Raw genomic sequence first — 18,594 nt, forward strand, 5'->3', positions numbered from 1 at the left:
GTCGGCCGTTCGTGACGGCCAATGGGTGCGTTACTCCGTGAGTGGCGGAGGGGTGTCAGTGCGTGAGGATCTTGGACAGGAAGTCCTTCGCCCGGTCGCTCTTCGGGTTGGTGAAGAACTCCTCCGGCTGCGCGTCTTCGACGATCTGGCCGTCAGCCATGAAGACCACGCGGTCGGCGGCTTTGCGGGCGAAGCCCATCTCGTGCGTGACGACGATCATCGTCATGCCTTCCTTGGCCAGCTGCACCATCACGTCGAGAACCTCGTTGATCATCTCCGGGTCCAGCGCCGAGGTGGGCTCATCGAAGAGCATCACCTTCGGCTTCATTGCCAGCGCACGGGCGATTGCCACGCGCTGCTGCTGGCCTCCGGAGAGCTGGGCCGGAAGTTTCCCGGCCTGGGAGGCGACGCCGACGCGTTCGAGCAGCATCATCGCCTGCTTTTCCGCCTCGTCCTTCTTCATCCCCTTCACCTTGATCGGGCCCAGCGTGACGTTCTCGAGGATCGTCTTGTGGGCGAACAAGTTGAAGGACTGGAAGACCATGCCGACGTCGGCCCGCAGCCGGGCCAAATCCCGGCCTTCGGCCGGCAGCAGCTTGCCGTCGATCTTGATGGTGCCGCCGTCGATGGTCTCCAGCCGGTTGATGGCACGGCAGAGCGTCGACTTGCCGGACCCGGAGGGCCCGATGACCACCACCACCTCACCCTTACTGACTTTGAGGTTGATGTCCTGTAGCACGTGGAGCTGACCGAAGTGCTTGTTCACCCGGTCTACATCAACCAGTGCCGTTGCTTGGGCGTCTGTCGTCATAGGAAGAATCTAGCGAAGTTTGAGCCCTGTTAGCTCCACGGGCCGGACATTCGGTCCGATCGTGATTGAACGGATACCTATGCGGGACTGAACCGGGCCCGCGGCGGCGCCGGAACCGGGCTGGGTTAACCTAAGGGGCATGAGCACCGACGCCGACCCGAACAGCATGCCGCCAGGCCGCACCCCGCCCCGGCGTTCCGCCGAAGCCTCGGCCGGAGGCGCCGCGGGAGCCGGCCGGCACGTGCCCTCGCGCCGGAAAGGGCCGCTGGAGCTGCGCCGCGGCCAGGCGAAGCAGGAGACGGCAGACCAGCACCTGCTCGATACGCGCAACCCGTCAGGCTTCACCCACACGGACCCTTGGCGGGTGCTGCGGATCCAAAGCGAATTCGTCGAAGGCTTCGGCGCCCTCGCGGACCTGGGGCCGGCCGTGAGCGTCTTCGGCTCCGCGCGCACGCGCCCGGGATCGGCGTTCTACGACATCGGCGTAGAGGTCGGCCGCAAACTCGCCGAGGCGGGCCTTGCCGTCATCACCGGCGGGGGACCCGGCGCCATGGAGGCCGTGAACAAAGGCGCAGTGCTGGGCGGCGGGGCGTCCGTTGGCCTGGGCATCGAGCTTCCGTTCGAGCAGGCCATGAACGAGTGGGTGGACCTGGGCGTGAACTTCCGCTACTTCTTCGCCCGAAAGACCATGTTCGTCAAGTACGCGCAGGGCTTCGTTGTGCTGCCCGGCGGCCTGGGGACGCTCGATGAACTGTTCGAGGCGATGGTGCTCGTACAGACCGGCAAAGTCACCTCCTTCCCGATCGTGCTGGTCGGCACCCAGTTCTGGGGTCCGATGGTGGACTGGATCCGGAGCACGCTCGTGGCGGAGGGCATGATCGCCGCCGAGGACGTGGGACTGATCCAGGTGGTCGACGATCCGGCGGAAGCGGTGCACCTGGTGCTTGGTGGCGGCAAGCGTCCCCCCGTGGCCAGCCAGGACTGAAACCGGCAGTGCCCGCGGCCGCTCGTGGCACCATGGTGCTGTGAGCTTTTTCCTCGTCTTCCTCGCTGTCGCCCTCGCCGGCCTCACGGCATTCGTCGCAGCCGGCATCCCGCGCCGCGCTGCCCGGAATGCCGCCGGTGATTCGACGCTCGACGGGATGAGCGAGCCGGTTCCCAGTCTGCCGCCGGTGCTGCTCCCGGAGCATGCGGCGCCGCAGGATGTGGACCGGCTGCGGTTCGCCCTGGGCCTGCGCGGCTACCGGATGGACCAGGTCGATGAAGTCCTGGACCGGCTCCGGGACGAGCTGGCCGCCAAGGACACCCGGATCCGCAGGCTGGAAGAAGAGCTGGCCGGGCGCACCGCTCCGGCCGGGGACGCGCCGTGACCGGACTGGTAGCCGGATCCGACGGAAGGCTGCGCTGCGGCTGGACGCAGATGTCGGGCAGCCCCGACTACGAGCGGTACCACGACGAGGAGTGGGGCCGGCCGGTGACCGGGGAACACGCGCTCTTTGAGCGGATCAGCCTGGAGGCTTTCCAATCCGGGCTGAGCTGGATCACCATCCTGCGCAAGCGTGAAGCCTTCCGCGCCGCCTTCGACGGCTTCGATCCGGCAAAGGTAGCGGCCTACGGCGAGGACGACGTCGCCCGGCTGATGACGGACGCCGGAATCGTGCGCAACCTCGCCAAGATCAAGGCCACGATCGCCAACGCGCGGGCCGTGCTGGAGTTGCCTGAGGGCGAAACGCTTGTCTCCCTGCTCGCCGCGCACGCCCCGGCCGAGCCCCGCGTCCCCGCAGGCCTTCACGACGTGCCCGCCACGACCGCGGAGTCGGCAGCGCTGGCGAAGGCGCTGAAGGCCCGCGGCTTCCGCTTCGTTGGACCGACCACCGCCTACGCGATGATGCAGGCCGTCGGAGTGGTCAACGACCATGTGGCGGGCTGCTGGATCCGCGGCGATGGCTGAGCCCCGGCAGCAGGCGCCGACCGCTCCCGCCCCGGCGCGCGGCGGCACGCTGAACGAAAAGCTCTGGGCCGCCGCTGCTTCCGCGGCGGCCGCCGCACGCCGCTGGCCATGGTGGCTGCAGGTGAGCGTGCTGTACTTCGGGACGCGGATTTACGGTTTCGGCGTCTTTGCCGTGGCCGCCCTGCACCAGGGGGCAAGCCCGTGGGGAGCCGGGAAGCCGGACTACTGGCACTTCCTGCAGATCTGGGACAGCGAGTGGTACTCGAAGATCTACCAGGACGGGTACCCCGGAACCCTGCCCCGCGGGGAGTCAGGCCTGGTCCAGGAGAACCAGTGGGCGTTCTACCCGCTCTTCCCGCTGCTCGCCCGCGGCCTCACGGCCGCCAGCGGCCTCGGCTGGGCCGGGGCGTCAGTCCTGCTGGCGCCGGCGTTCGGGCTGGCAGCCGCTCTGGTGGCCTACCGGCTGTTCCGCCGGTTTGCCTCGGTCTCCACGTCCATGTGGTCCATGGCCTTCCTGCTGACGTTTCCCGTGTCGCCCATCCTGCAGGTGCCCTACGCCGAGTCGCTGAACCTGTTCCTGCTGGCGTCGGCCCTGCTGCTGCTGGTCCGCCGGCGTTACCTGGCGGCCATCCCCGTGGTGCTGCTGATGTGCCTCTCCCGGCCGGTAGGGGTGCCGTTTGCCGCGCTGGCTGCTTTGTCGGTGCTGCTGCGTTTCCGCGCCCGGGCCCGGGACCCGTTCCCGCCAGCCGAGATGGCGCGGGCCGCGGCCTTCGTGGCCGCCAGTGCCGCCGGCGCGGTGGCCTGGCCGGTCATTGCCTGGGCTGCCACCGGCGAGCCGAAAGCCTACACGGACACGGAGGCGGCCTGGCGCGGAGGACAGCTGGTTCCGCTGCGGCCCTGGCTTGACGCCAGCCTGAACTTCTTCGGGCCAGTGGCGGGATGGTTCTTCCTGGCGCTGCTCGCCGCCGCCGTCGCGCTCTACCTCAACTCCAAGGCGGTCCGCCGGCTCGGCACGGACCTCCGCCTGTGGTCCGCCTGCTACCTGGGCTACCTGGCGCTGTTCCTCTACCCGCAGACCAGCACCTTCAGGCTGCTGCTGCCCTTGTTCCCGCTGGCGCTGGCGGCGGCCTTCGTCTCGCGCTCACGCGCCTACCGGTCCGCCGTCGTCGTGATGTTCCTGCTGCTGCAGATCGTCTGGGTCGACTGGCTCTGGGTATGGACCCAGCTGCCCGGCGGCGGGGACTGGCCGCCGTGAGCCGCGGGTCAATTCGCTCCGCGTTCATATGTACTGGATAATGTATAAAGCGCAAGAACAAGGGCCCGTCCGGGCCCCGGCCATGGCGGCTTGAGCATTTGCCGTCCCTCGGCTGACGTTACTGCGGCCGCGCCCTCCGGGGCGCGTTTCGCCGGCAGACAATGAAGGGGATTTTTCTTATGGCGGCCATGAAACCCAGAACCGGTGACGGTCCTATGGAGGTCACTAAGGAGGGGCGCAGCCTGATCATGCGCGTCCCGCTGGAGGGAGGCGGCCGCCTCGTGGTTGAGCTCAACGCCGACGAGGCGACCGAGCTGAAGAAGTGCCTCGTCGGGGTCACTGAGTAGGCCGGGACCACGCGATCATGAACTCCGCTGCCACCCGGGAAGCCTTCGAAAAGCAACTGCTCGAGCCGGCGCTGACCCGGCTGAGCGCCCTCGGCCCGTTCGCCGAGGTTGGAGCGGAAGCCGCGGAACGGCCCGACGTGCTGGCCGTGCCGATCGGCAGTGCCGGAGCGCCTGCCCCGGGTGCCGGAACGGAACGTCCGACCCCTCAGCCGCGCCGCGGGGCGGTGGAAGCCGCCGTCGCCTATCACGCCGACGTCGCCGCCGCAGCCGAGTTCCAGTCCGTCACAGGCAAGGCAGGGGAAGTGCTGAGCCTGATGGCGCCGCGGGAGAAGAGCGGCCTCGCGCCGCGGCTGATCCTGCTGGGCGTGGGCGAGGATACTGCCGCGCAGCTGCGCAAAGCCGGCGCCGCCCTGGCGAAGGCCACCTTCGGGACTTCCCTGGTGCGCACCACCGTCGTCGACGGCCTCGCGCCGGAACTGCAGCGGGCCTTCCTCGAGGGATTCCTGCTGGGCGGCTACCGTGCGCCGCGCGCCGGGACGGCGGAAAGCCCCAAGCCCATCGCCGCCAGGCTGGAGGTCACCGGCGCCGATGAGGATGCCCTCATCGATGCGCTGAGCACCGCCGAAGCCGTCTGGCTCACCCGCAGCCTGGCAAACACGCCGTCGAACCTGAAGAACCCCGAATGGCTGGCCGCGCAGGCGCGCAGGCTGGCGGCGGACGCGGGCCTGGAGTGCACGGTCCGCGACGAAGTGCAGCTGCAGCGCGAAGGCTTCGGTGGGCTGCTGGCCGTTGGCTCCGGCTCGGCGACCCCGCCGCGGCTGGTGCAGGTCAGCTACACGCCGGAGGGGGTGCGCAACCCGCGCCATGTGGTGCTGGTCGGCAAGGGCATCACCTTTGACACGGGCGGCATCTCCCTGAAGCCGCGCGAGTCCATGGTCCCGATGAAGACCGACATGGCCGGTGCGGCCGTGGTGCTCGCCGTGACGCAGGCGGCCGCCAGGCTTGGCCTCGACTGCAAGGTCACCGCCTTGCTGGCGTTGGCCGAGAACGCCGTTTCGGGTTCCGCCTACCGTCCAGGCGACATTGTGAAGGTGTACGACGGCACCACGGTGGAGATCGGCAACACGGACGCCGAAGGCCGGATGGTGCTCGCGGACGGGATGGGATACGCCGTCAGCAACCTCGCCCCTGACATCCTGATCGACGTGGCGACGCTGACGGGCGCAGCGTCAATGGGCCTGGGGCGGCGCCACGGCGCGCTGTACGGGACTTCCGCGGAGCTCGTCAGCGACCTGGAAAGGGCCGCGGAGGCATCCGGTGAGCGCGTGTGGCACATGCCGCTGGAGGAAGTGGCCGGCGAGTACCGCTGGGCACTGGACTCCGACGTCGCGGATATCGCCCACATCACCGGCGAGCACGCAAAGGTCGGCGCCGGGTCGATCACCGCGGCGCTGTTCCTGCGTGAGTTCGCCGGGGACGTCCCGTGGGCCCACCTGGACATCGCCGGACCGGGCCGGGCCGCCGCCGACGAGGACGAAGTCATCAAGGGTGCGACAGGCTACGGCACCCGGCTGCTGGTGAACTACCTGCAGCAGGGCTGAAGGTCCCCGGGAAGGTCCTCGCTGCTCAGCGCTTGACGCCGAGCAGCAGGCCGTCCCCGGTGGGGATCAGGGCGGAGACGAAATCCTCGTGCTCGCGCACGGTCTTCCCGACCCGGCGCAGCACGTTCGTCGTTTCGTCCCGGCTGGCCGGATTGGCTACGCGGTCCTTGTCCAGCGCGTCGTTGACGATGAGCATGCCGCCGCGCTTGAGCAGCCGCATTGCCTGGTCCACGTAGACCGGGAACGAGGGCTTGTCCGCGTCGATGAAAACCAGGTCGTAGGCGCCGTCGGTCAGCCGGGGGAGCACGTCCGCAGCGCGGCCCGAGATGGTGCGCGTGCGGTTCGCCGGACTGCCCGATTCCAGATACGCTTCCCGCGCCGCCCGCAGGTGCTCGACGTCGACGTCAATCGTCGTCAGCACCGCCTGCCGTCCGAGGCCGCGCAGCAGGCACACGCCGGAGACGCCGGCACCGGAACCGATTTCCACCACAGTCTGGGCCTTCGAGGCGGCCGTCAGGACGGTCAGCGCAGCCCCCACGCCCTGGCTGACGGGCGTCACGCCCAGCTCGTAGGACCGCTCGCGGGCGCGGAGCAGGACATCGTCTTCAGCGGGCAGCCCTTCGGTGTAGGACCAGCTTGTCGACTTGTCGGCGCTCATGGTGCTGTTCTTCCTGACTGGGATCGCTGGGGGACAGTCCCAAGACTACTGGGTTGGGGCGCCAATCCGGGGTACCTGCGCCGGCCGAGCCACCCGCTGCTGCGCTCTGCCCCGCTGCTACGCTGTGCCCCTCTGCTACGCTGTGCGCGAAGCGGGCCGAGGCTAACGGCCAACTCACAGGTTTTCCTGAGACCATATTTACTCGGGGCAATCCAGCCGGCCTGCAGGTTCGAACTACTTTTGTCACGGACCGGCGGCGCGGAAGCCACGAGGGCCTCCGGCTGGATGCGGACATTGAAGGAGGGTGGGACATGCCGTCGACAAGCATGGTTCCGTCCCAGGATTCCCTGCAGTCCGGAACGGCTGCGGAGGCGGACTGGGTTGCGCCGACGTGGGAGGAAGTGGTCACGAACCACTCCGCCAAGGTATACCGTCTGGCATTCCGCCTGACCGGCAACCGCTACGACGCCGAAGACCTCACGCAGGAAGTCTTCGTGCGCGTCTTCCGCTCGCTGGAGAACTTCAAGCCGGGCACCCTGGATGGCTGGCTGCACCGGATCACCACCAACCTCTTCCTCGATCAGGCCCGGCGGAAGAACCGGATCCGCTTCGACGGGTTCACCGACGATGCCGAGGCCCGCCTTCCCGGCCGCGAACCCGGACCCGAGCGCAGCTTCGAGTTCAACAACCTCGACGTCGACGTCCAGCAGGCGCTTGAGCAGCTCCCCCCGGACTTCAGGGCCGCCGTCGTGCTGTGCGACCTCGAAGGCCTCTCCTACGACGAAGTCGCCGAGGCCCTCGGTGTGAAGCTCGGCACCGTCCGCTCCCGGATCCACCGCGGCCGCACCATGCTGCGCGAAAAGCTCGCCCACCGCGACCCGCGCCAGGCGGCAGCCAAACCACGGTTGAAGATGCCGCGCATCGCAGGTGTCCTGTAGCCCACGCTATGGGACACCTCGGACACGACGCCGCCGACTACCTCAACGAGCGGCTCCCCCCGGAGAGGATGACCAAGGCGCAGCAACACCTTGCGTCCTGCGGAGAATGCCGGCTGCTGCTTGCCCGCGAACGCCATCTCCAGTCACTGCTCCACGCGGTGAACGATCCCTGCCCGTCGTCAGCCTTCACAGCCCGGCTGCTGCAGCACACCGGCTCCCTGGCGGCGCGCCCGCCGGAACCGGCTTCGCAGCCCGCACGGCGGTACGGTTCCCGCAAGGCGGCCGCGGCCGCCGGGGCAGTAGCCGCCGTGGCCGCCGTGCTCGCTGCGGGGGCCTACGCCGCCGGAGCGGCGGCAGGACCGGCAGCAAGGACACAGCAACTCTCCGCGGTCTCGGCGAGCTGGCCGCGCAGTCCCGGACAGCCACCCGAGGCCATGTCCCAGGCCGCCCTGGACCGCCTGCACGCTGCCGGGTGGGGGTGCCCCGAACTTTCCTCGCTCGGCTTCCGCCTGGTCGCGGCGCGCGGTTACGAGCAGGCCGGGCTGCCCACCCTGCAGCTGCAGCTGACCGACGCTGCCTCCGCCTCAGCCGCGCACACCGTGACCATCTTCGAGCAGCACGGCTCCGCCACCCCCGTGCCGGTAAACGCCCTCACGGGCCACCCGGTGACCGCGGACGGCTTCCTCCCCGACCCGGAGGACGCGGCGGCCGGCGGCCAGCTGTGGCTGCTGCCCGGCAAGACCTGGCAGGCCGTCTACCGCAACGAGCGCGCCACCTACACCGTCAAGGCCGATCTGCCGCCCGGGCAGGTCAGGGCCGCCGTCACCAAACTCTCCGCGGCAAACTCCTCAGCGCCGGCCGCCGGCGCCTCCGACGACGTGGTGAGCCGTGTGCTCCGCGGGCTGCAGCGGCTCGCGCTGTGGTCCGGCTCCTAGGGCCGGCCCGCACCGCCGAATCGGCCGTTACCGGCCGGAAAGGGTAATCTTCAAACGTGTTTGGTATCAACGGCTCCGAGGCGATCATCCTGCTGATCATCGCCGTTCTCGTGATCGGGCCGAAAAGGCTGCCGGATTACGCCCAGAAGCTCGCCAACCTGGTGAAGGAAGTGCGCCGGATGGCCTCCGGGGCGCGCGAACAGATCAAGGAAGAGGTCGGCGTCGACCTCGACGACGTCGACTGGAAGAAGCTCGACCCGCGGCAGTACGACCCGCGGCGCATCATCCGCGAGGCCCTTCTCGAGGACGACGAGGACCACCGCAAGCCGGTTTCCACGCCGGCACCGGCAGCCGTAGCCGCGGCAGCGCCCCCGGCGCCGGAAATCGTCCGGCTCGCCCCCGGCGAGGCCGCTCCGTTCGACAGCGAAGCCACCTAGCAGCGGCGTGCGGCTTAGCGGGGCTGGAGCCCCAGCGAGCGGCCGTTCAGTCCTCGCGGCTTCGCGCCCAGTTCCGCTGCGACGCCGGCCAGGGCCCGGGCGGACTCAGCCTCCGGATGGGTCAGCACGATCGGCGCCCCCGCATCCCCGCCTTCGCGCAGCGCGACATCGAGCGGGATCTGGCCCAGCAGCGGGACCGTGGCGTCCAGGGTGGCGCTCAGGCGCCCGGCCAGCGTCCGGCCGCCACCGGCGCCGAACACTTCCATGCGCGTGCCGTCCGGCAGGCTCAGGTAGGACATGTTCTCCACGACTCCGGCAATGCGCTGACCGGTCTGGGTGGCGATCGTCCCGGCGCGCTCGGCCACGTCAGCCGCAGCCGACTGCGGGGTGGTCACGACCAGGATTTCGGCCGACGGCAGCAACTGGGAAACCGAGATGGCGATGTCCCCGGTGCCCGGGGGCAGGTCCAGGAAAAGGACGTCCAGGTCCCCGAAGTAGACGTCCGTCAGGAACTGCTCCAGCGCACGGTGCAGCATCGGGCCCCGCCAGACCACCGGCTCGTTCTTGCGGACGAACATGCCGATCGAGATGACCTTCACGCCGTGGGCCACCGGCGGCAGCATCATTTCGTCCACCTGCGTGGGCGCCTGGGTGATGCCCATCAGGCCGGGCACGGAGAACCCGTGCACATCCGCGTCGACAATGCCCACACGCAGGCCGCGGCGCGCCAGCTCGCAGGCCAGGTTCACGGTGACGCTGGACTTGCCGACGCCGCCCTTGCCGCTGGCCACCGCATACACCTTGGTCAGCGAGCCCGGCTCGTTGAACGGAATGCGCCGGGCCCCCGGTCCGCGCAGCTTCAGCTTGAGCTCGTCGCGTTGTTCCTTGGTCATCACCTGCAGGTCCACAGCCACGCCGCGGACGCCGTCGACCTGTCCGACGGCGCGCTCGACGTCGGCGGTGAGGGTCTGCTTCATCGGGCAGCCCGAAACGGTGAGCAGGACGGTGACCTGCACGGATCCGTCGGGCCGCACGTCCACCGCGCCGACCATGGCGAGCTCGGTGATGGGCCGGCGGAGTTCCGGGTCGATGACGGTGGCCAGCGCAGCGCTGACGGCGGCGGGGGAGGGTGCTGTCATGGGGAGGCTCAGTTTCCGGAACGGGAGGGAGGTCCGGCCGGGCCGGTGTCGGCGGCCGGGCGTACCTTGGGCAGGGACTGGGTGCGGGGCGAGCGCATCTTCTCGCGCAGCCGCTCCCGCTTGTCGTTGGGCTCGGGCTCCTCGCCGGACTGCGCGGAGGCCAGCTCCTCCAGCAGGCTGCGAAGCTCCGAGCGGACGAAGTCGCGGGTCGCCACGTCACGCAGCGCGATCCGCAGCGACGCAAGTTCACGCGTGAGGTACTCGGTGTCGGTCAGGTTGCGGGCGGCCTGCTGGCGGTCCTGCTCGATCGCGACCCGGTCCCGGTCATCCTGGCGGTTCTGCGCCAGCAGCAGCAGCGGCGCTGCGTAGGAGGCCTGCAGCGAGAGCATCAGCGTGAGCAGGGTGAAATTCAGGCTGCGGGGGTCGAACTGGAGGTTCTCCGGCGCCAGGGTGTTCCAGCCAAGCCAGACCACGCAGAACACTGTCATATAGACCAGGAACTGCGGGGTTCCCATGAACCGCGCGAACTTCTCGGTCATGGTGCCGAACGCGTCCGGGTTTGGCGTCAGGCGCGGAAACAACCTCGAACGCAGTTCCAGCGGCGTATCGAGGCCCACGCTCTTTCGGGGGGTGGTGTTCTCAGCCAATCCGTCCTCCGAACTTCTTCAGGGGTGCCCCACCTTCGTGGACACGCCAGTCGTCTGGGAGCAGGTGGTCGAGAAGATCGTCAACGGTCACCGCCCCCACCAGGCGCCCGGTGGCATTGACTACGGGGAGGGAGTTGAGGTTGTACTGCGCCATGGTCTGGGCCACTTCGCTGACGCTCGCAAGGTCCGACACCGGCTCGAGGTTCTTGTCCACGATGCTGCCCAGCTGCTCCGGCGGCGCGCTGCGCAGCAGCTGCTGGATGTGGACCACGCCGAGGAATCTCCCGGTCGGCGTCTCCAGGGGCGGCCGGCAGATGAAGATGGCCGAAGCCAGGGCGGGGGAGAGATCCTCGCGGCGCACGTGGGCCAGGGCTTCGGCCACGGTGGCTTCCGGCGGAAGGATGACAGGCACGGGCGTCATCAGACCGCCGGCGGTGTCCTCGTCGTACTCAAGCAGGCGGCGGACGTCCTTGGCCTCTTCGGGCTCCATCAGCTGCAGCAGCTCTTCGGCCTGCTCCTCCGGCAGCTCGGCGAGCAGGTCGGCGGCGTCGTCCGGATCCATTTCCTCCAGCACGTCGGCGGCGCGCTCGGCGTCCAGCGAGGAGAGCAACTGGACCTGGTCCTCTTCCGGCAGTTCCTGCAGCACGTCGGCCAGCCGCTCATCCTGGAGTTCGTTGGCCACCTCGAGCCGGCGCTTGTCGCTCATGTCCTGCATTGCGTCGGCGAAGTCGGCGGGCTTGAGGTCCTCGTGGCTGGCCAGGAACTGCGTTGCCCCCTGCGGTTCGTGGATTGACCCGGGGTGCGCGTCGGTCCAGTCGATCAGCATCGTCTCGCCCCGGCGCAGCCCCCGCAGGCGCGAGGTGGAGCCGCCGCGGCGGACGAAGAGCTTGGAGACGAGCCAGTCGCCGCTGCGCTGCTGGTCCATGGCAATGTCTTCGATGACGGCGTCGCCGGAGCCGTCCGCCAGCGTCACACGGCGGTCGAAGAGCTCACCCACTACGAGCTGTTCCGCGCCGCGCTGGTGGAAGCGGCGCAGGTTGACCAGGCCCGTGCAGATGATCTGGGACTGGTCCATGGAAGTGACCCGGGTCATCGGGACGAAGACGCGCTTCTTCCCCGGAACCTCCACGACGATGCCCACCACGTGGGGAGCGCCCCGGGTGCCGCGCGAGAGCACGACGACATCGCGCAGCCGGCCCAGCCGGTCACCCAGCGGGTCGAACACGTCGAGTCCGAGAAGGCGCGCCACAAAGACGCGTGAGGGAATGCTGCTCACACGACTAGGCTACGTCGTCGGCCCTTATTTGGCTCAATTGCGCGGCGGGGTCCCGGCGCGTGGCCCGGCGGGGACATCCTTTCACTGCCAGCGATAACACTGCGCGATCGGGCCGGCATGGGCAACAATGGGTGCATGTCCAACATTTGGGGTACCGCCCGGCAGACCGACGAACAGCGAAGCGTCCCGAGAGGCGATGCGATCGGGTCCTACACGTCCTACCTGGACGCGCAGAAAGCCGTCGATTACCTGGCGGACCACCAGTTCCCGGTCCAGCATGTCTCCATCGTGGGCAACGACCTGAAAATGGTCGAACAGGTCACGGGCAAGCTCAGCTACCCGCGCGTCGCGCTCAACGGGGCGCTCACAGGTGTCTGGTTCGGCCTGCTGATCGGCATGCTGCTTTCCTTCTTCGGTTCCGGCTCGGCGCAGGGGCCCTTCTCCATCATCACCTCGGTGCTGATGGGCGCCGCCTTCTGGATGCTGTTCGGCGTCGTGACGTATGCGATGCAGCGCGGCAAGCGCGACTTCACCTCCACGAACCGGGTGCTCGCTTCCAGCTACGACGTCATTGTCGGCTCCGAGTTCGCCGGGGAAGCTCGCAGGCTGCTGCAGCAGCTGCCGATGGAGTCCACCGCGGAGCCCCGCTCCCAGGCCCAGGAACGGTTCCCGGGCGAATACCAGGGCCAGGCCCCGCAGCGTCCCGCGGGCTGGGAAGACCCCTACGCGAAACCTGCTGCCGGTGCCCAGGGACCCGCAGCTGAAGCGCCGGCGACCCCGCGCGGACAGTTCCCAGACCTTCCGGACGGGCGCCCGCAGTACGGCGTGCGCGTGGACAAGGACCACCAGCGCGGCGGCCAGCAGGAAGCCGGGCCCCGCGGGCCCGAGCAGCCGGCCCGCGAGCAGCCGGCCCGCGAGGACCAGGACCGCGACGGCCAGGACCGTGGCGACCAGGGCCGCGACGGTGAAGACCGGCCCGGGGGAGGCACCGGAAGCTCGGGAGCCGGGTCGACGCTCCGGCCGCCCGCAAGCGGACCGGCCTCGGCTGGCATCCCGGTGCCCGAGGAGCCGCAGTCCCCGTGGGGACCGGCGGTTCCGCAGGAACCGCAGGGCATGCCCGGGGCTGGCGTTCCGGAGGAGCCCCAGGGCATCGGGCAGCCGCAGCCTCCGGTGCAGCCGCCGGCCGTCCCCGGCACGAACCCGGTGCCGCCGGCTCCGCCAACGGGAAGTGGCCGGCCCGGCAACGGGACCGACCGCTAAGACCACCTTCGCGAACTAGTCACCTTCGCGAACACACCACCCACACGAACGGCCAGTTGTGGCGGGCTCCCGACGAGGGAGCCCGCCACAACTGGCCGTTCGCGCTAAGGGTCCGAACCCGAGGGTGTTACTCGCCGCTCGGGCTGTAGATCCCGGCCATCCAGGATTCGACATCCTCCGGCGTGCGCGGGAGCGCCGCGCTCAGGTTCACCGGTCCGTCAGCGGTGACGAGCACGTCGTCTTCGATGCGCACGCCAATGCCCCGGTATTCCTCCGGAACCGCCAGGTCCTCCGCCTTGAAGTACAGGCCGGGTTCGATGGTGAACACCATGCTCTCGGTCAACACGCCGTCGAGGTAGAGGTCCCGCCTGGCTTGCGCGCAGTCGTGCACGTCCAGGCCCAGGTGGTGGCTGGTGCCGTGCGGCATCCAGCGCCGGTGGTGCTGGCCCTCCTCGGTGAGGGCCACCTCCGCCGCCACGGGCAGCAGGCCCCACTCCTCCAACCGGGCAGCCAGGACCTTCATCGCTTCGGCGTGCAGCTCCCGGAACCGGCGTCCGGGCACAGCCACCTCGAAGGCCGCGTCCGCGGCGTCGAGCACCGCCTGGTAGATCTTGCGCTGGATGTCCGTGTAGGTGCCGTCGACCGGCAGGGTCCGGGTGATGTCGGCCGTGTACAGCGAATCGGCCTCGACGCCGGCGTCCACCAGCAGCAGCTCGCCGGGGTGCACCCGGCCGTTGTTGCGGATCCAGTGCAGCACGGTGGCGTTGTTCCCGGAGGCGGCAATCGTGTCGTACCCCAGGTCGTTGCCTTCCTCGCGGGCCCGGGCAGCGAAAGCTCCCTCGACCACACGTTCACCGCGCGGGTGGCTAATCGCCCGAGGCAGTGCCTTGACGATGTCGTGGAACCCGTTGACGGTCGCCGCCACGGCTGCCTTGAGCTGCTCGACCTCCCAGCTGTCCTTCACCAGGCGCAGCTCCGAGAGGGCCTCGGTCAGCACCGCGTCCAGCGCGTCCGCCTGTTCCAGGTCCACCCCGGTGTTGATCCGCGAAGTGTCGACGAGGGCGTCCACGTTCAGGTCCACCTCGCGCACCAGGCGCACGGAGAGGCCGCCGATCGCGGTGACCCCCACATCCTTGGTGAGCGCAACCTCAAGTCCGGCAAGATCGGCCGTCTCCAGGCCCAGCAGCGCCTCGAACTCGGCCAGGGTGGGCCGGGCCCCGATCCAGAACTCGCCGTAGCGGGCGCTGGCATAGAACTGCTCGGTGTCCCGGCCGGCGAGCGGCCGGAAGTACAGCGTGGCGTGGTGGTGGCCGCCGTCGTCCCCCAGACCCTGGGCGGTGGGCTCGAGCACGAGAACGGCATCCGGCTCGTGGTCCAGCCCGAGCCCGGTCAGGTGCGCGAACGCCGAGTGCGGGCGGAACCGGTAGTCCGTGTCATTCGAGCGCACCTTCAACGGCCCCGCCGGGATGACCAGGCGCTCGCCCTGGAACGCCTCGGAAATGGCACGGCGACGGCGCGCGGCATGGTCCGCCACCTCCGCCCGGCCGGGCAGTTCCGTGTCCGCGGGGGCCCAGCTTGAGGCCATGAAGGACTTGAAGGCGTCGGAGGCCGGCCGCTGCGAGCGGTTGTTCACGCGGTCGGTCAGCGGCTGGGCCGAGGACTCTGAGGGATGCTGTTCGTCATTCACCGTTCCATCGTCTCACCACGCCGAAGAATAAGGCCACCGACGCGTAGGCTGGGTGGGTGAGGATCGATCTGCACACCCATTCCAATGTCTCGGACGGCACGGAAAGTCCCGCCGGCGTCATCGCCTCCGCGCGCGGGGCCGGCCTGGACGCCATCGCCCTCACCGACCACGACTCGACCGCCGGGTGGGCCGAGGCGGGCAGCGCTGCCGCGGACGCCGGCATCCTCTTCGTGCCGGGCATGGAGATTTCCTGCCGCACCTCCCGCGGCATCAGCGTGCACGTGCTGTCCTACCTGCACGATCCCGCCCATCCGGGCCTGCTAGAGGAGATCACCAAGGCCAAGGACGCGCGGCTGAGCCGCGCGGAGCGGATGGTGGAACTGCTCGCGGAGGACTACCCGCTGTCCTGGGACGATGTCACGCAGCATGTGGCGCCCGGCGCGACTGTCGGCAGGCCGCACATCGCCGACGCCCTGGTCGCCGCCGGCGTCGTCGCGGACCGCTCCGAAGCCTTCACCGGCATCCTCACGTCGCACTCGCGCTACTACCTCGGCCACTACGCCCCGGACCCGGCGCTGGCGGTCTCCCTGGTGCGCCAGGCCGGCGGGGTGCCGGTCTTCGCCCATCCTGTGGCAACCGGCCGCGGCCGCGTGGTGGGGGAGGCTACCTACCGGGAGATGATCGACGCCGGGCTGCTCGGGGTCGAGGTTTACCACCGGGACAACCCGGAGGAGGGGCGCGACTTCCTGCGCGCTTTGGCGGCGGAGCACGGACTGCTTATGACGGGGTCCTCGGACTACCACGGCGCCGGCAAGCCGAACCGGCTGGGTGAGAACGTGACGAGCGCCGAGACCCTGGACCGCATCATTGCGCTGGGTACGGGATCCTCTGTGGTCCGCCCGGCAGCGAATACCTAGGCCGGTAGCCCCGGCCTAGGTGACAGGGGCCCGTTCCGGCGCCGGGAGCGCGACGACGTCGGCCGAGTCTCCGAGCCGGGCCGCCATGACCTCGACCGCCTGGGGGTTGCTGTCCACGCAGACGAAACGGCGCCCCAGCATCCGGGCTACCGCGCCAAGCGTGCCGGACCCGGCGAAGAAGTCCAGGACCCAGTCGCCCTCCCGGGAGCTGGCGCTGACCATCCGTTTGAGCAGGCCTTCAGGCTTCTGCGTCGGGTAGCCGGTCTTCTCCTTGCCGGTGGGCGAGACAATCGTGTGCCACCAGACGTCCGTCGGGAGTTTGCCCAGGGCCCGCTTTTCCGGCGTGACCAGGCCGGGTGCCATGTACGGCTCGCGGTCCACCGCAGCGTTGTCGAAGTGGTACCCGGAAGGGTTCTTCACGTAGACGAGAATGTTGTCGTGCTTGGTGGGCCAGCGGTTCTTCGCCCGGGCGCCGTAGTCGTACGCCCAGATGATTTCGTTCAGGAAGCACTCGCGGCCGAAGATGGCGTCGAGCATCACCTTGGCGTAGTGCACTTCCCGGTAGTCCAGATGCAGGTACAGCGTCCCGTCGTCGGCCAGCAGGCGCCACGCCTCCACCAGCCGGGGTTCCAGGAACGCCCAATAGTCGCTGAACGCGTCGTCGTAGCTGTGCAGCGCGCCCTTGACCGTGTCGTAGGAACGGCCGCTGAAGCCGATCCGGTCCCCGGTGCCGGTGCTGCTGCGCACCATGGTGGTCTGCTGGCGGCGCTGCACCCTGCCGGTGTTGAACGGCGGGTCGATGTAGATCAGCGTGAAGGCGCCGTCCGGCAGGGCGGGCAGGAACACCGAGTTCTCAGCGTGCACCACCAGGTTGCTGCCGTCCGGCGCCCACAGGGTTGGCGCCATTACTCGGCGTTCGCCGCCGGAGCCGTGCTGCGGGGGCTGGCGCCGTCAACCACCTGGCCGTTGCGGCGGCGGGTGCGGGTGCGCCGCGAGCGGGCAGGCTTCTCCGCAGAGCCTTCCGCGGCGGGCGCCGCTTCGGCCGGAGGAGCCGTGTGTTCCTCTGACCGGCGGCCGCCACGGTTTCCGTCACGGCCACCACGGCTGCGTCCGCGGTCGTTGTCGCGGCCGCCACGGTTTCCGTCCCGGCCACCCTCACGTCCACTGTCGCGGCCGCCCGAGCGCGGGTTCTTCTTGCCGGTTTCGCCCAGATCCTCAAGCGTCTCGGCGTCGAGGCCGGCGTGCGTGCGGCGGCTCCTGGGCAGCCGGCCCTTGGTCCCCTCGGGGATGTTCAGGTCCGTGTACAGATGCGCCGAGGAGGAGTAGGTTTCCACCGGTTCGGCGACGTCGAGGCCCAGCGCCTTGTTGATCAGGCCCCAGCGCGGGACGTCGTCCCAGTCCACGAAAGTCACCGCGGTGCCCTTGTTGCCGGCGCGGCCGGTGCGGCCCACACGGTGCAGGTAGGTCTTCTCGTCTTCCGGGCACTGGAAGTTGATCACGTGCGTGACGTCGTCGACGTCGATGCCGCGGGCCGCGACGTCGGTGGCCACGAGCACATCCACCTTGTTGTTGCGGAAGGCGCGCAGGGCCTGCTCGCGGGCGCCCTGGCCGAGGTCGCCGTGAATGGACGCGGCGGCGAAACCGCGGGAGACCAGTTCGTCGGAGAGCTTCGCGGCGGTCCGCTTGGTCTTGGTGAAGATGATGGTGCGGCCCCGGCCTTCGGCCTGCAGGATCCGGGCCACGACCTCGTCCTTGTCCAGGTTGTGGGCGCGGTAGATGACCTGCCGAATGTCCTTTTTGGTGATGCCTTCGTCGTCCGGGTCGGCAGCGCGGATGTGGGTCGGCTGCGTCATGTAGCGCCGGGCCATCGCAATGACCGGCCCGGGCATGGTGGCCGAGAACAGCATGGTCTGGCGGACGGCCGGCGTGGCAGCCAGCAGGGTCTCGACGTCGGGCAGGAAACCCAGGTCAAGCATCTCGTCGGCTTCGTCCAGGACGACGATCTTCACGTTCTTCAGCGACAGGTGCTTCTGCTTGAAGAGGTCGATCAGGCGGCCGGGGGTGCCGACAACCACTTCGACGCCCTTGTTGAGGGCTTCGATCTGCGGCTCGTAGGCGCGGCCGCCGTAGATGGTGACGATGCGCGCCTGGCGCTTCCGGGCCGCGGTCTGCAGATCGTTCGCGACCTGGACGGCCAGCTCGCGGGTGGGCACGATGACCAGTGCCTGGGGGGCGCCCGGAGCCGGGAGCTTCTCGTAGCCCGGGTCATTCGGGGCGACGACGCGCTGCAGGGCCGGGATGCCGAACCCGAGGGTCTTGCCGGTGCCGGTCTTGGCCTGGCCGATGATGTCGTGGCCGCCGAGGGCAACGGGCAGGGTCATCGCCTGGATCGGGAAGGGGTGCACGATCCCGGCGTCGGCCAGGGATTCCACGATGTCCGCACGGACGGCGAAGTCCGCGAAGGTCTCCGGCGCCTGGTGGTGCGGCTCTTCGGTGATGGTCAGGCTGGCCTCTACGGTCAGCTCCTCTTCGCTGTTGTCAGCGTGGAGGTGGTGGTCGTTCTCGGTGGTCAATTTCTCAATGTTCAATTACGTACCGTTCGAATAGGCACTGCGCGTGTCCAAGGCTCGACGTCGGCGGCGGCCCTGGCGGGCACAAGCCGAACGGAGCGCGGGGGCGCGGTGCGTCCAGTGGAAGCCGATCGCGGGCTAACAACTGCATGCTTAGGCCCGCTT

Annotated in this window: 19 protein-coding genes; 11 read left to right on the top strand and 8 right to left on the bottom strand. The window is 69.4% G+C overall.

Going from position 1 to position 18,594, the window contains the following annotated elements:
• Positions 1-55: 55 nt before the first annotated feature.
• Positions 56-811 (bottom strand): amino acid ABC transporter ATP-binding protein, encoded by a 756-nt coding sequence (locus KIH31_RS09830; RefSeq protein ID WP_307857609.1) that lies wholly within the window; start codon positions 809-811, stop codon positions 56-58.
• A 139-nt stretch (positions 812-950) separates the two neighbouring features.
• On the opposite strand from KIH31_RS09830, the gene KIH31_RS09835 reads away from it, so the two are divergent.
• From KIH31_RS09835 to KIH31_RS09860, 6 genes are all read left to right on the top strand, one after another.
• A complete protein-coding gene (locus tag KIH31_RS09835; protein ID WP_214426949.1) occupies positions 951-1,796 on the top strand; it encodes a TIGR00730 family Rossman fold protein in 846 nt (281 codons plus the stop codon).
• A gap of 40 nt (positions 1,797-1,836) precedes the next feature.
• Positions 1,837-2,181, top strand: coding sequence for a DivIVA domain-containing protein (locus tag KIH31_RS09840; RefSeq protein WP_214426950.1), 345 nt, complete (start codon positions 1,837-1,839; stop codon positions 2,179-2,181).
• Positions 2,178-2,762: a DNA-3-methyladenine glycosylase I gene (locus KIH31_RS09845; protein WP_214426951.1), complete on the top strand. Its 585-nt coding sequence runs from the start codon at positions 2,178-2,180 to the stop codon at positions 2,760-2,762. Before KIH31_RS09840 ends, KIH31_RS09845 begins: the two co-directional genes overlap by 4 nt.
• Positions 2,755-4,017 carry a hypothetical protein gene (locus KIH31_RS09850; protein ID WP_214426952.1) on the top strand — a complete coding sequence of 421 codons (1,263 nt, stop codon included), beginning with the start codon at positions 2,755-2,757 and terminating at the stop codon, positions 4,015-4,017. The genes KIH31_RS09845 and KIH31_RS09850 overlap by 8 nt, the downstream gene beginning before the upstream one ends.
• Positions 4,018-4,196: 179 nt before the next feature.
• The gene (locus KIH31_RS09855; RefSeq protein WP_214426953.1) at positions 4,197-4,364 is read left to right on the top strand and encodes a DUF3117 domain-containing protein; all 168 of its coding nucleotides are present in this window, start codon (positions 4,197-4,199) and stop codon (positions 4,362-4,364) included.
• Positions 4,365-4,381: 17 nt separating this feature from the next.
• Positions 4,382-5,965 (top strand): M17 family metallopeptidase, encoded by a 1,584-nt coding sequence (locus tag KIH31_RS09860; protein ID WP_214426954.1) that lies wholly within the window; start codon positions 4,382-4,384, stop codon positions 5,963-5,965.
• 25 nt (positions 5,966-5,990) lie between these two features.
• Here KIH31_RS09860 and KIH31_RS09865 read toward each other — a convergent pair whose 3' ends face one another.
• Positions 5,991-6,623, bottom strand: coding sequence for an O-methyltransferase (locus KIH31_RS09865; RefSeq protein WP_214426955.1), 633 nt, complete (start codon positions 6,621-6,623; stop codon positions 5,991-5,993).
• Positions 6,624-6,949: 326 nt separating this feature from the next.
• Here KIH31_RS09865 and sigE point away from each other — a divergent pair, with 326 nt between their 5' ends.
• The 3 genes from sigE to KIH31_RS09880 are packed head-to-tail and all read left to right on the top strand — an operon-like array spanning position 6,950 to position 8,933.
• Positions 6,950-7,561: an RNA polymerase sigma factor SigE gene (gene sigE / locus KIH31_RS09870; protein WP_214427247.1), complete on the top strand. Its 612-nt coding sequence runs from the start codon at positions 6,950-6,952 to the stop codon at positions 7,559-7,561.
• 8 nt (positions 7,562-7,569) lie between these two features.
• Complete coding sequence (locus KIH31_RS09875; RefSeq protein WP_214426956.1) at positions 7,570-8,496, top strand: anti-sigma factor; 927 nt, start codon at positions 7,570-7,572, stop codon at positions 8,494-8,496.
• Positions 8,497-8,552: 56 nt separating this feature from the next.
• The gene (locus KIH31_RS09880; RefSeq protein ID WP_214426957.1) at positions 8,553-8,933 is read left to right on the top strand and encodes a twin-arginine translocase TatA/TatE family subunit; all 381 of its coding nucleotides are present in this window, start codon (positions 8,553-8,555) and stop codon (positions 8,931-8,933) included.
• A 14-nt stretch (positions 8,934-8,947) separates the two neighbouring features.
• Here KIH31_RS09880 and KIH31_RS09885 read toward each other — a convergent pair whose 3' ends face one another.
• From KIH31_RS09885 to KIH31_RS09895, 3 genes are read right to left on the bottom strand one after another with little or no spacing between them, the layout of a single operon-like run.
• Entirely contained in the window at positions 8,948-10,072 is a 1,125-nt protein-coding gene (locus KIH31_RS09885; protein WP_214426958.1) for an Mrp/NBP35 family ATP-binding protein, read from the bottom strand.
• 8 nt (positions 10,073-10,080) lie between these two features.
• Positions 10,081-10,719 (bottom strand): DUF1003 domain-containing protein, encoded by a 639-nt coding sequence (locus KIH31_RS09890; RefSeq protein WP_214426959.1) that lies wholly within the window; start codon positions 10,717-10,719, stop codon positions 10,081-10,083.
• Positions 10,712-11,995, bottom strand: coding sequence for a magnesium transporter MgtE N-terminal domain-containing protein (locus KIH31_RS09895; protein ID WP_214426960.1), 1,284 nt, complete (start codon positions 11,993-11,995; stop codon positions 10,712-10,714). The genes KIH31_RS09890 and KIH31_RS09895 overlap by 8 nt, the downstream gene beginning before the upstream one ends.
• A gap of 135 nt (positions 11,996-12,130) precedes the next feature.
• On the opposite strand from KIH31_RS09895, the gene KIH31_RS18485 reads away from it, so the two are divergent.
• Positions 12,131-13,255: a general stress protein gene (locus tag KIH31_RS18485; RefSeq protein ID WP_214426961.1), complete on the top strand. Its 1,125-nt coding sequence runs from the start codon at positions 12,131-12,133 to the stop codon at positions 13,253-13,255.
• 127 nt (positions 13,256-13,382) lie between these two features.
• Here the strand turns inward: KIH31_RS18485 and KIH31_RS09905 are convergent, their stop codons facing one another.
• On the bottom strand, positions 13,383-14,942 hold the full coding sequence (locus tag KIH31_RS09905; protein WP_214426962.1) for an aminopeptidase P family protein: 1,560 nt from the start codon (positions 14,940-14,942) through the stop codon (positions 13,383-13,385).
• Between the two features lie 56 nt (positions 14,943-14,998).
• On the opposite strand from KIH31_RS09905, the gene KIH31_RS09910 reads away from it, so the two are divergent.
• A complete protein-coding gene (locus KIH31_RS09910) occupies positions 14,999-15,859 on the top strand; it encodes a PHP domain-containing protein (RefSeq protein WP_214426963.1) in 861 nt (286 codons plus the stop codon).
• Between the two features lie 15 nt (positions 15,860-15,874).
• Here KIH31_RS09910 and KIH31_RS09915 read toward each other — a convergent pair whose 3' ends face one another.
• Both KIH31_RS09915 and KIH31_RS09920 read right to left on the bottom strand, forming a co-directional pair.
• Positions 15,875-16,765 carry a site-specific DNA-methyltransferase gene (locus KIH31_RS09915; RefSeq protein ID WP_214426964.1) on the bottom strand — a complete coding sequence of 297 codons (891 nt, stop codon included), beginning with the start codon at positions 16,763-16,765 and terminating at the stop codon, positions 15,875-15,877.
• Entirely contained in the window at positions 16,765-18,432 is a 1,668-nt protein-coding gene (locus KIH31_RS09920; protein ID WP_214426965.1) for a DEAD/DEAH box helicase, read from the bottom strand. Before KIH31_RS09920 ends, KIH31_RS09915 begins: the two co-directional genes overlap by 1 nt.
• Positions 18,433-18,594: the final 162 nt, after the last annotated feature.

The sequence above is a fragment of the Paenarthrobacter sp. DKR-5 genome (assembly GCF_018531425.1).
Taxonomy (GTDB): Bacteria; Actinomycetota; Actinomycetes; order Actinomycetales; family Micrococcaceae; genus DKR-5.

Bases quoted from the DNA above. Each gene is read 5' to 3' on its own strand.
- KIH31_RS09830 (WP_307857609.1), bottom strand. From the start codon at position 811: ATGACGACAGACGCCCAAGCAACGGCACTGGTTGATGTAGACCGGGTG.
- KIH31_RS09835 (WP_214426949.1), top strand. From the start codon at position 951: ATGAGCACCGACGCCGACCCGAACAGCATGCCGCCAGGCCGCACCCCG.
- KIH31_RS09850 (WP_214426952.1), top strand. From the start codon at position 2,755: ATGGCTGAGCCCCGGCAGCAGGCGCCGACCGCTCCCGCCCCGGCGCGC.
- KIH31_RS09855 (WP_214426953.1), top strand. From the start codon at position 4,197: ATGGCGGCCATGAAACCCAGAACCGGTGACGGTCCTATGGAGGTCACT.
- KIH31_RS09860 (WP_214426954.1), top strand. From the start codon at position 4,382: ATGAACTCCGCTGCCACCCGGGAAGCCTTCGAAAAGCAACTGCTCGAG.
- KIH31_RS09865 (WP_214426955.1), bottom strand. From the start codon at position 6,623: ATGAGCGCCGACAAGTCGACAAGCTGGTCCTACACCGAAGGGCTGCCC.
- sigE (WP_214427247.1), top strand. From the start codon at position 6,950: ATGGTTCCGTCCCAGGATTCCCTGCAGTCCGGAACGGCTGCGGAGGCG.
- KIH31_RS09875 (WP_214426956.1), top strand. From the start codon at position 7,570: ATGGGACACCTCGGACACGACGCCGCCGACTACCTCAACGAGCGGCTC.
- KIH31_RS09885 (WP_214426958.1), bottom strand. From the start codon at position 10,072: ATGACAGCACCCTCCCCCGCCGCCGTCAGCGCTGCGCTGGCCACCGTC.
- KIH31_RS18485 (WP_214426961.1), top strand. From the start codon at position 12,131: ATGTCCAACATTTGGGGTACCGCCCGGCAGACCGACGAACAGCGAAGC.
- KIH31_RS09915 (WP_214426964.1), bottom strand. From the start codon at position 16,765: ATGGCGCCAACCCTGTGGGCGCCGGACGGCAGCAACCTGGTGGTGCAC.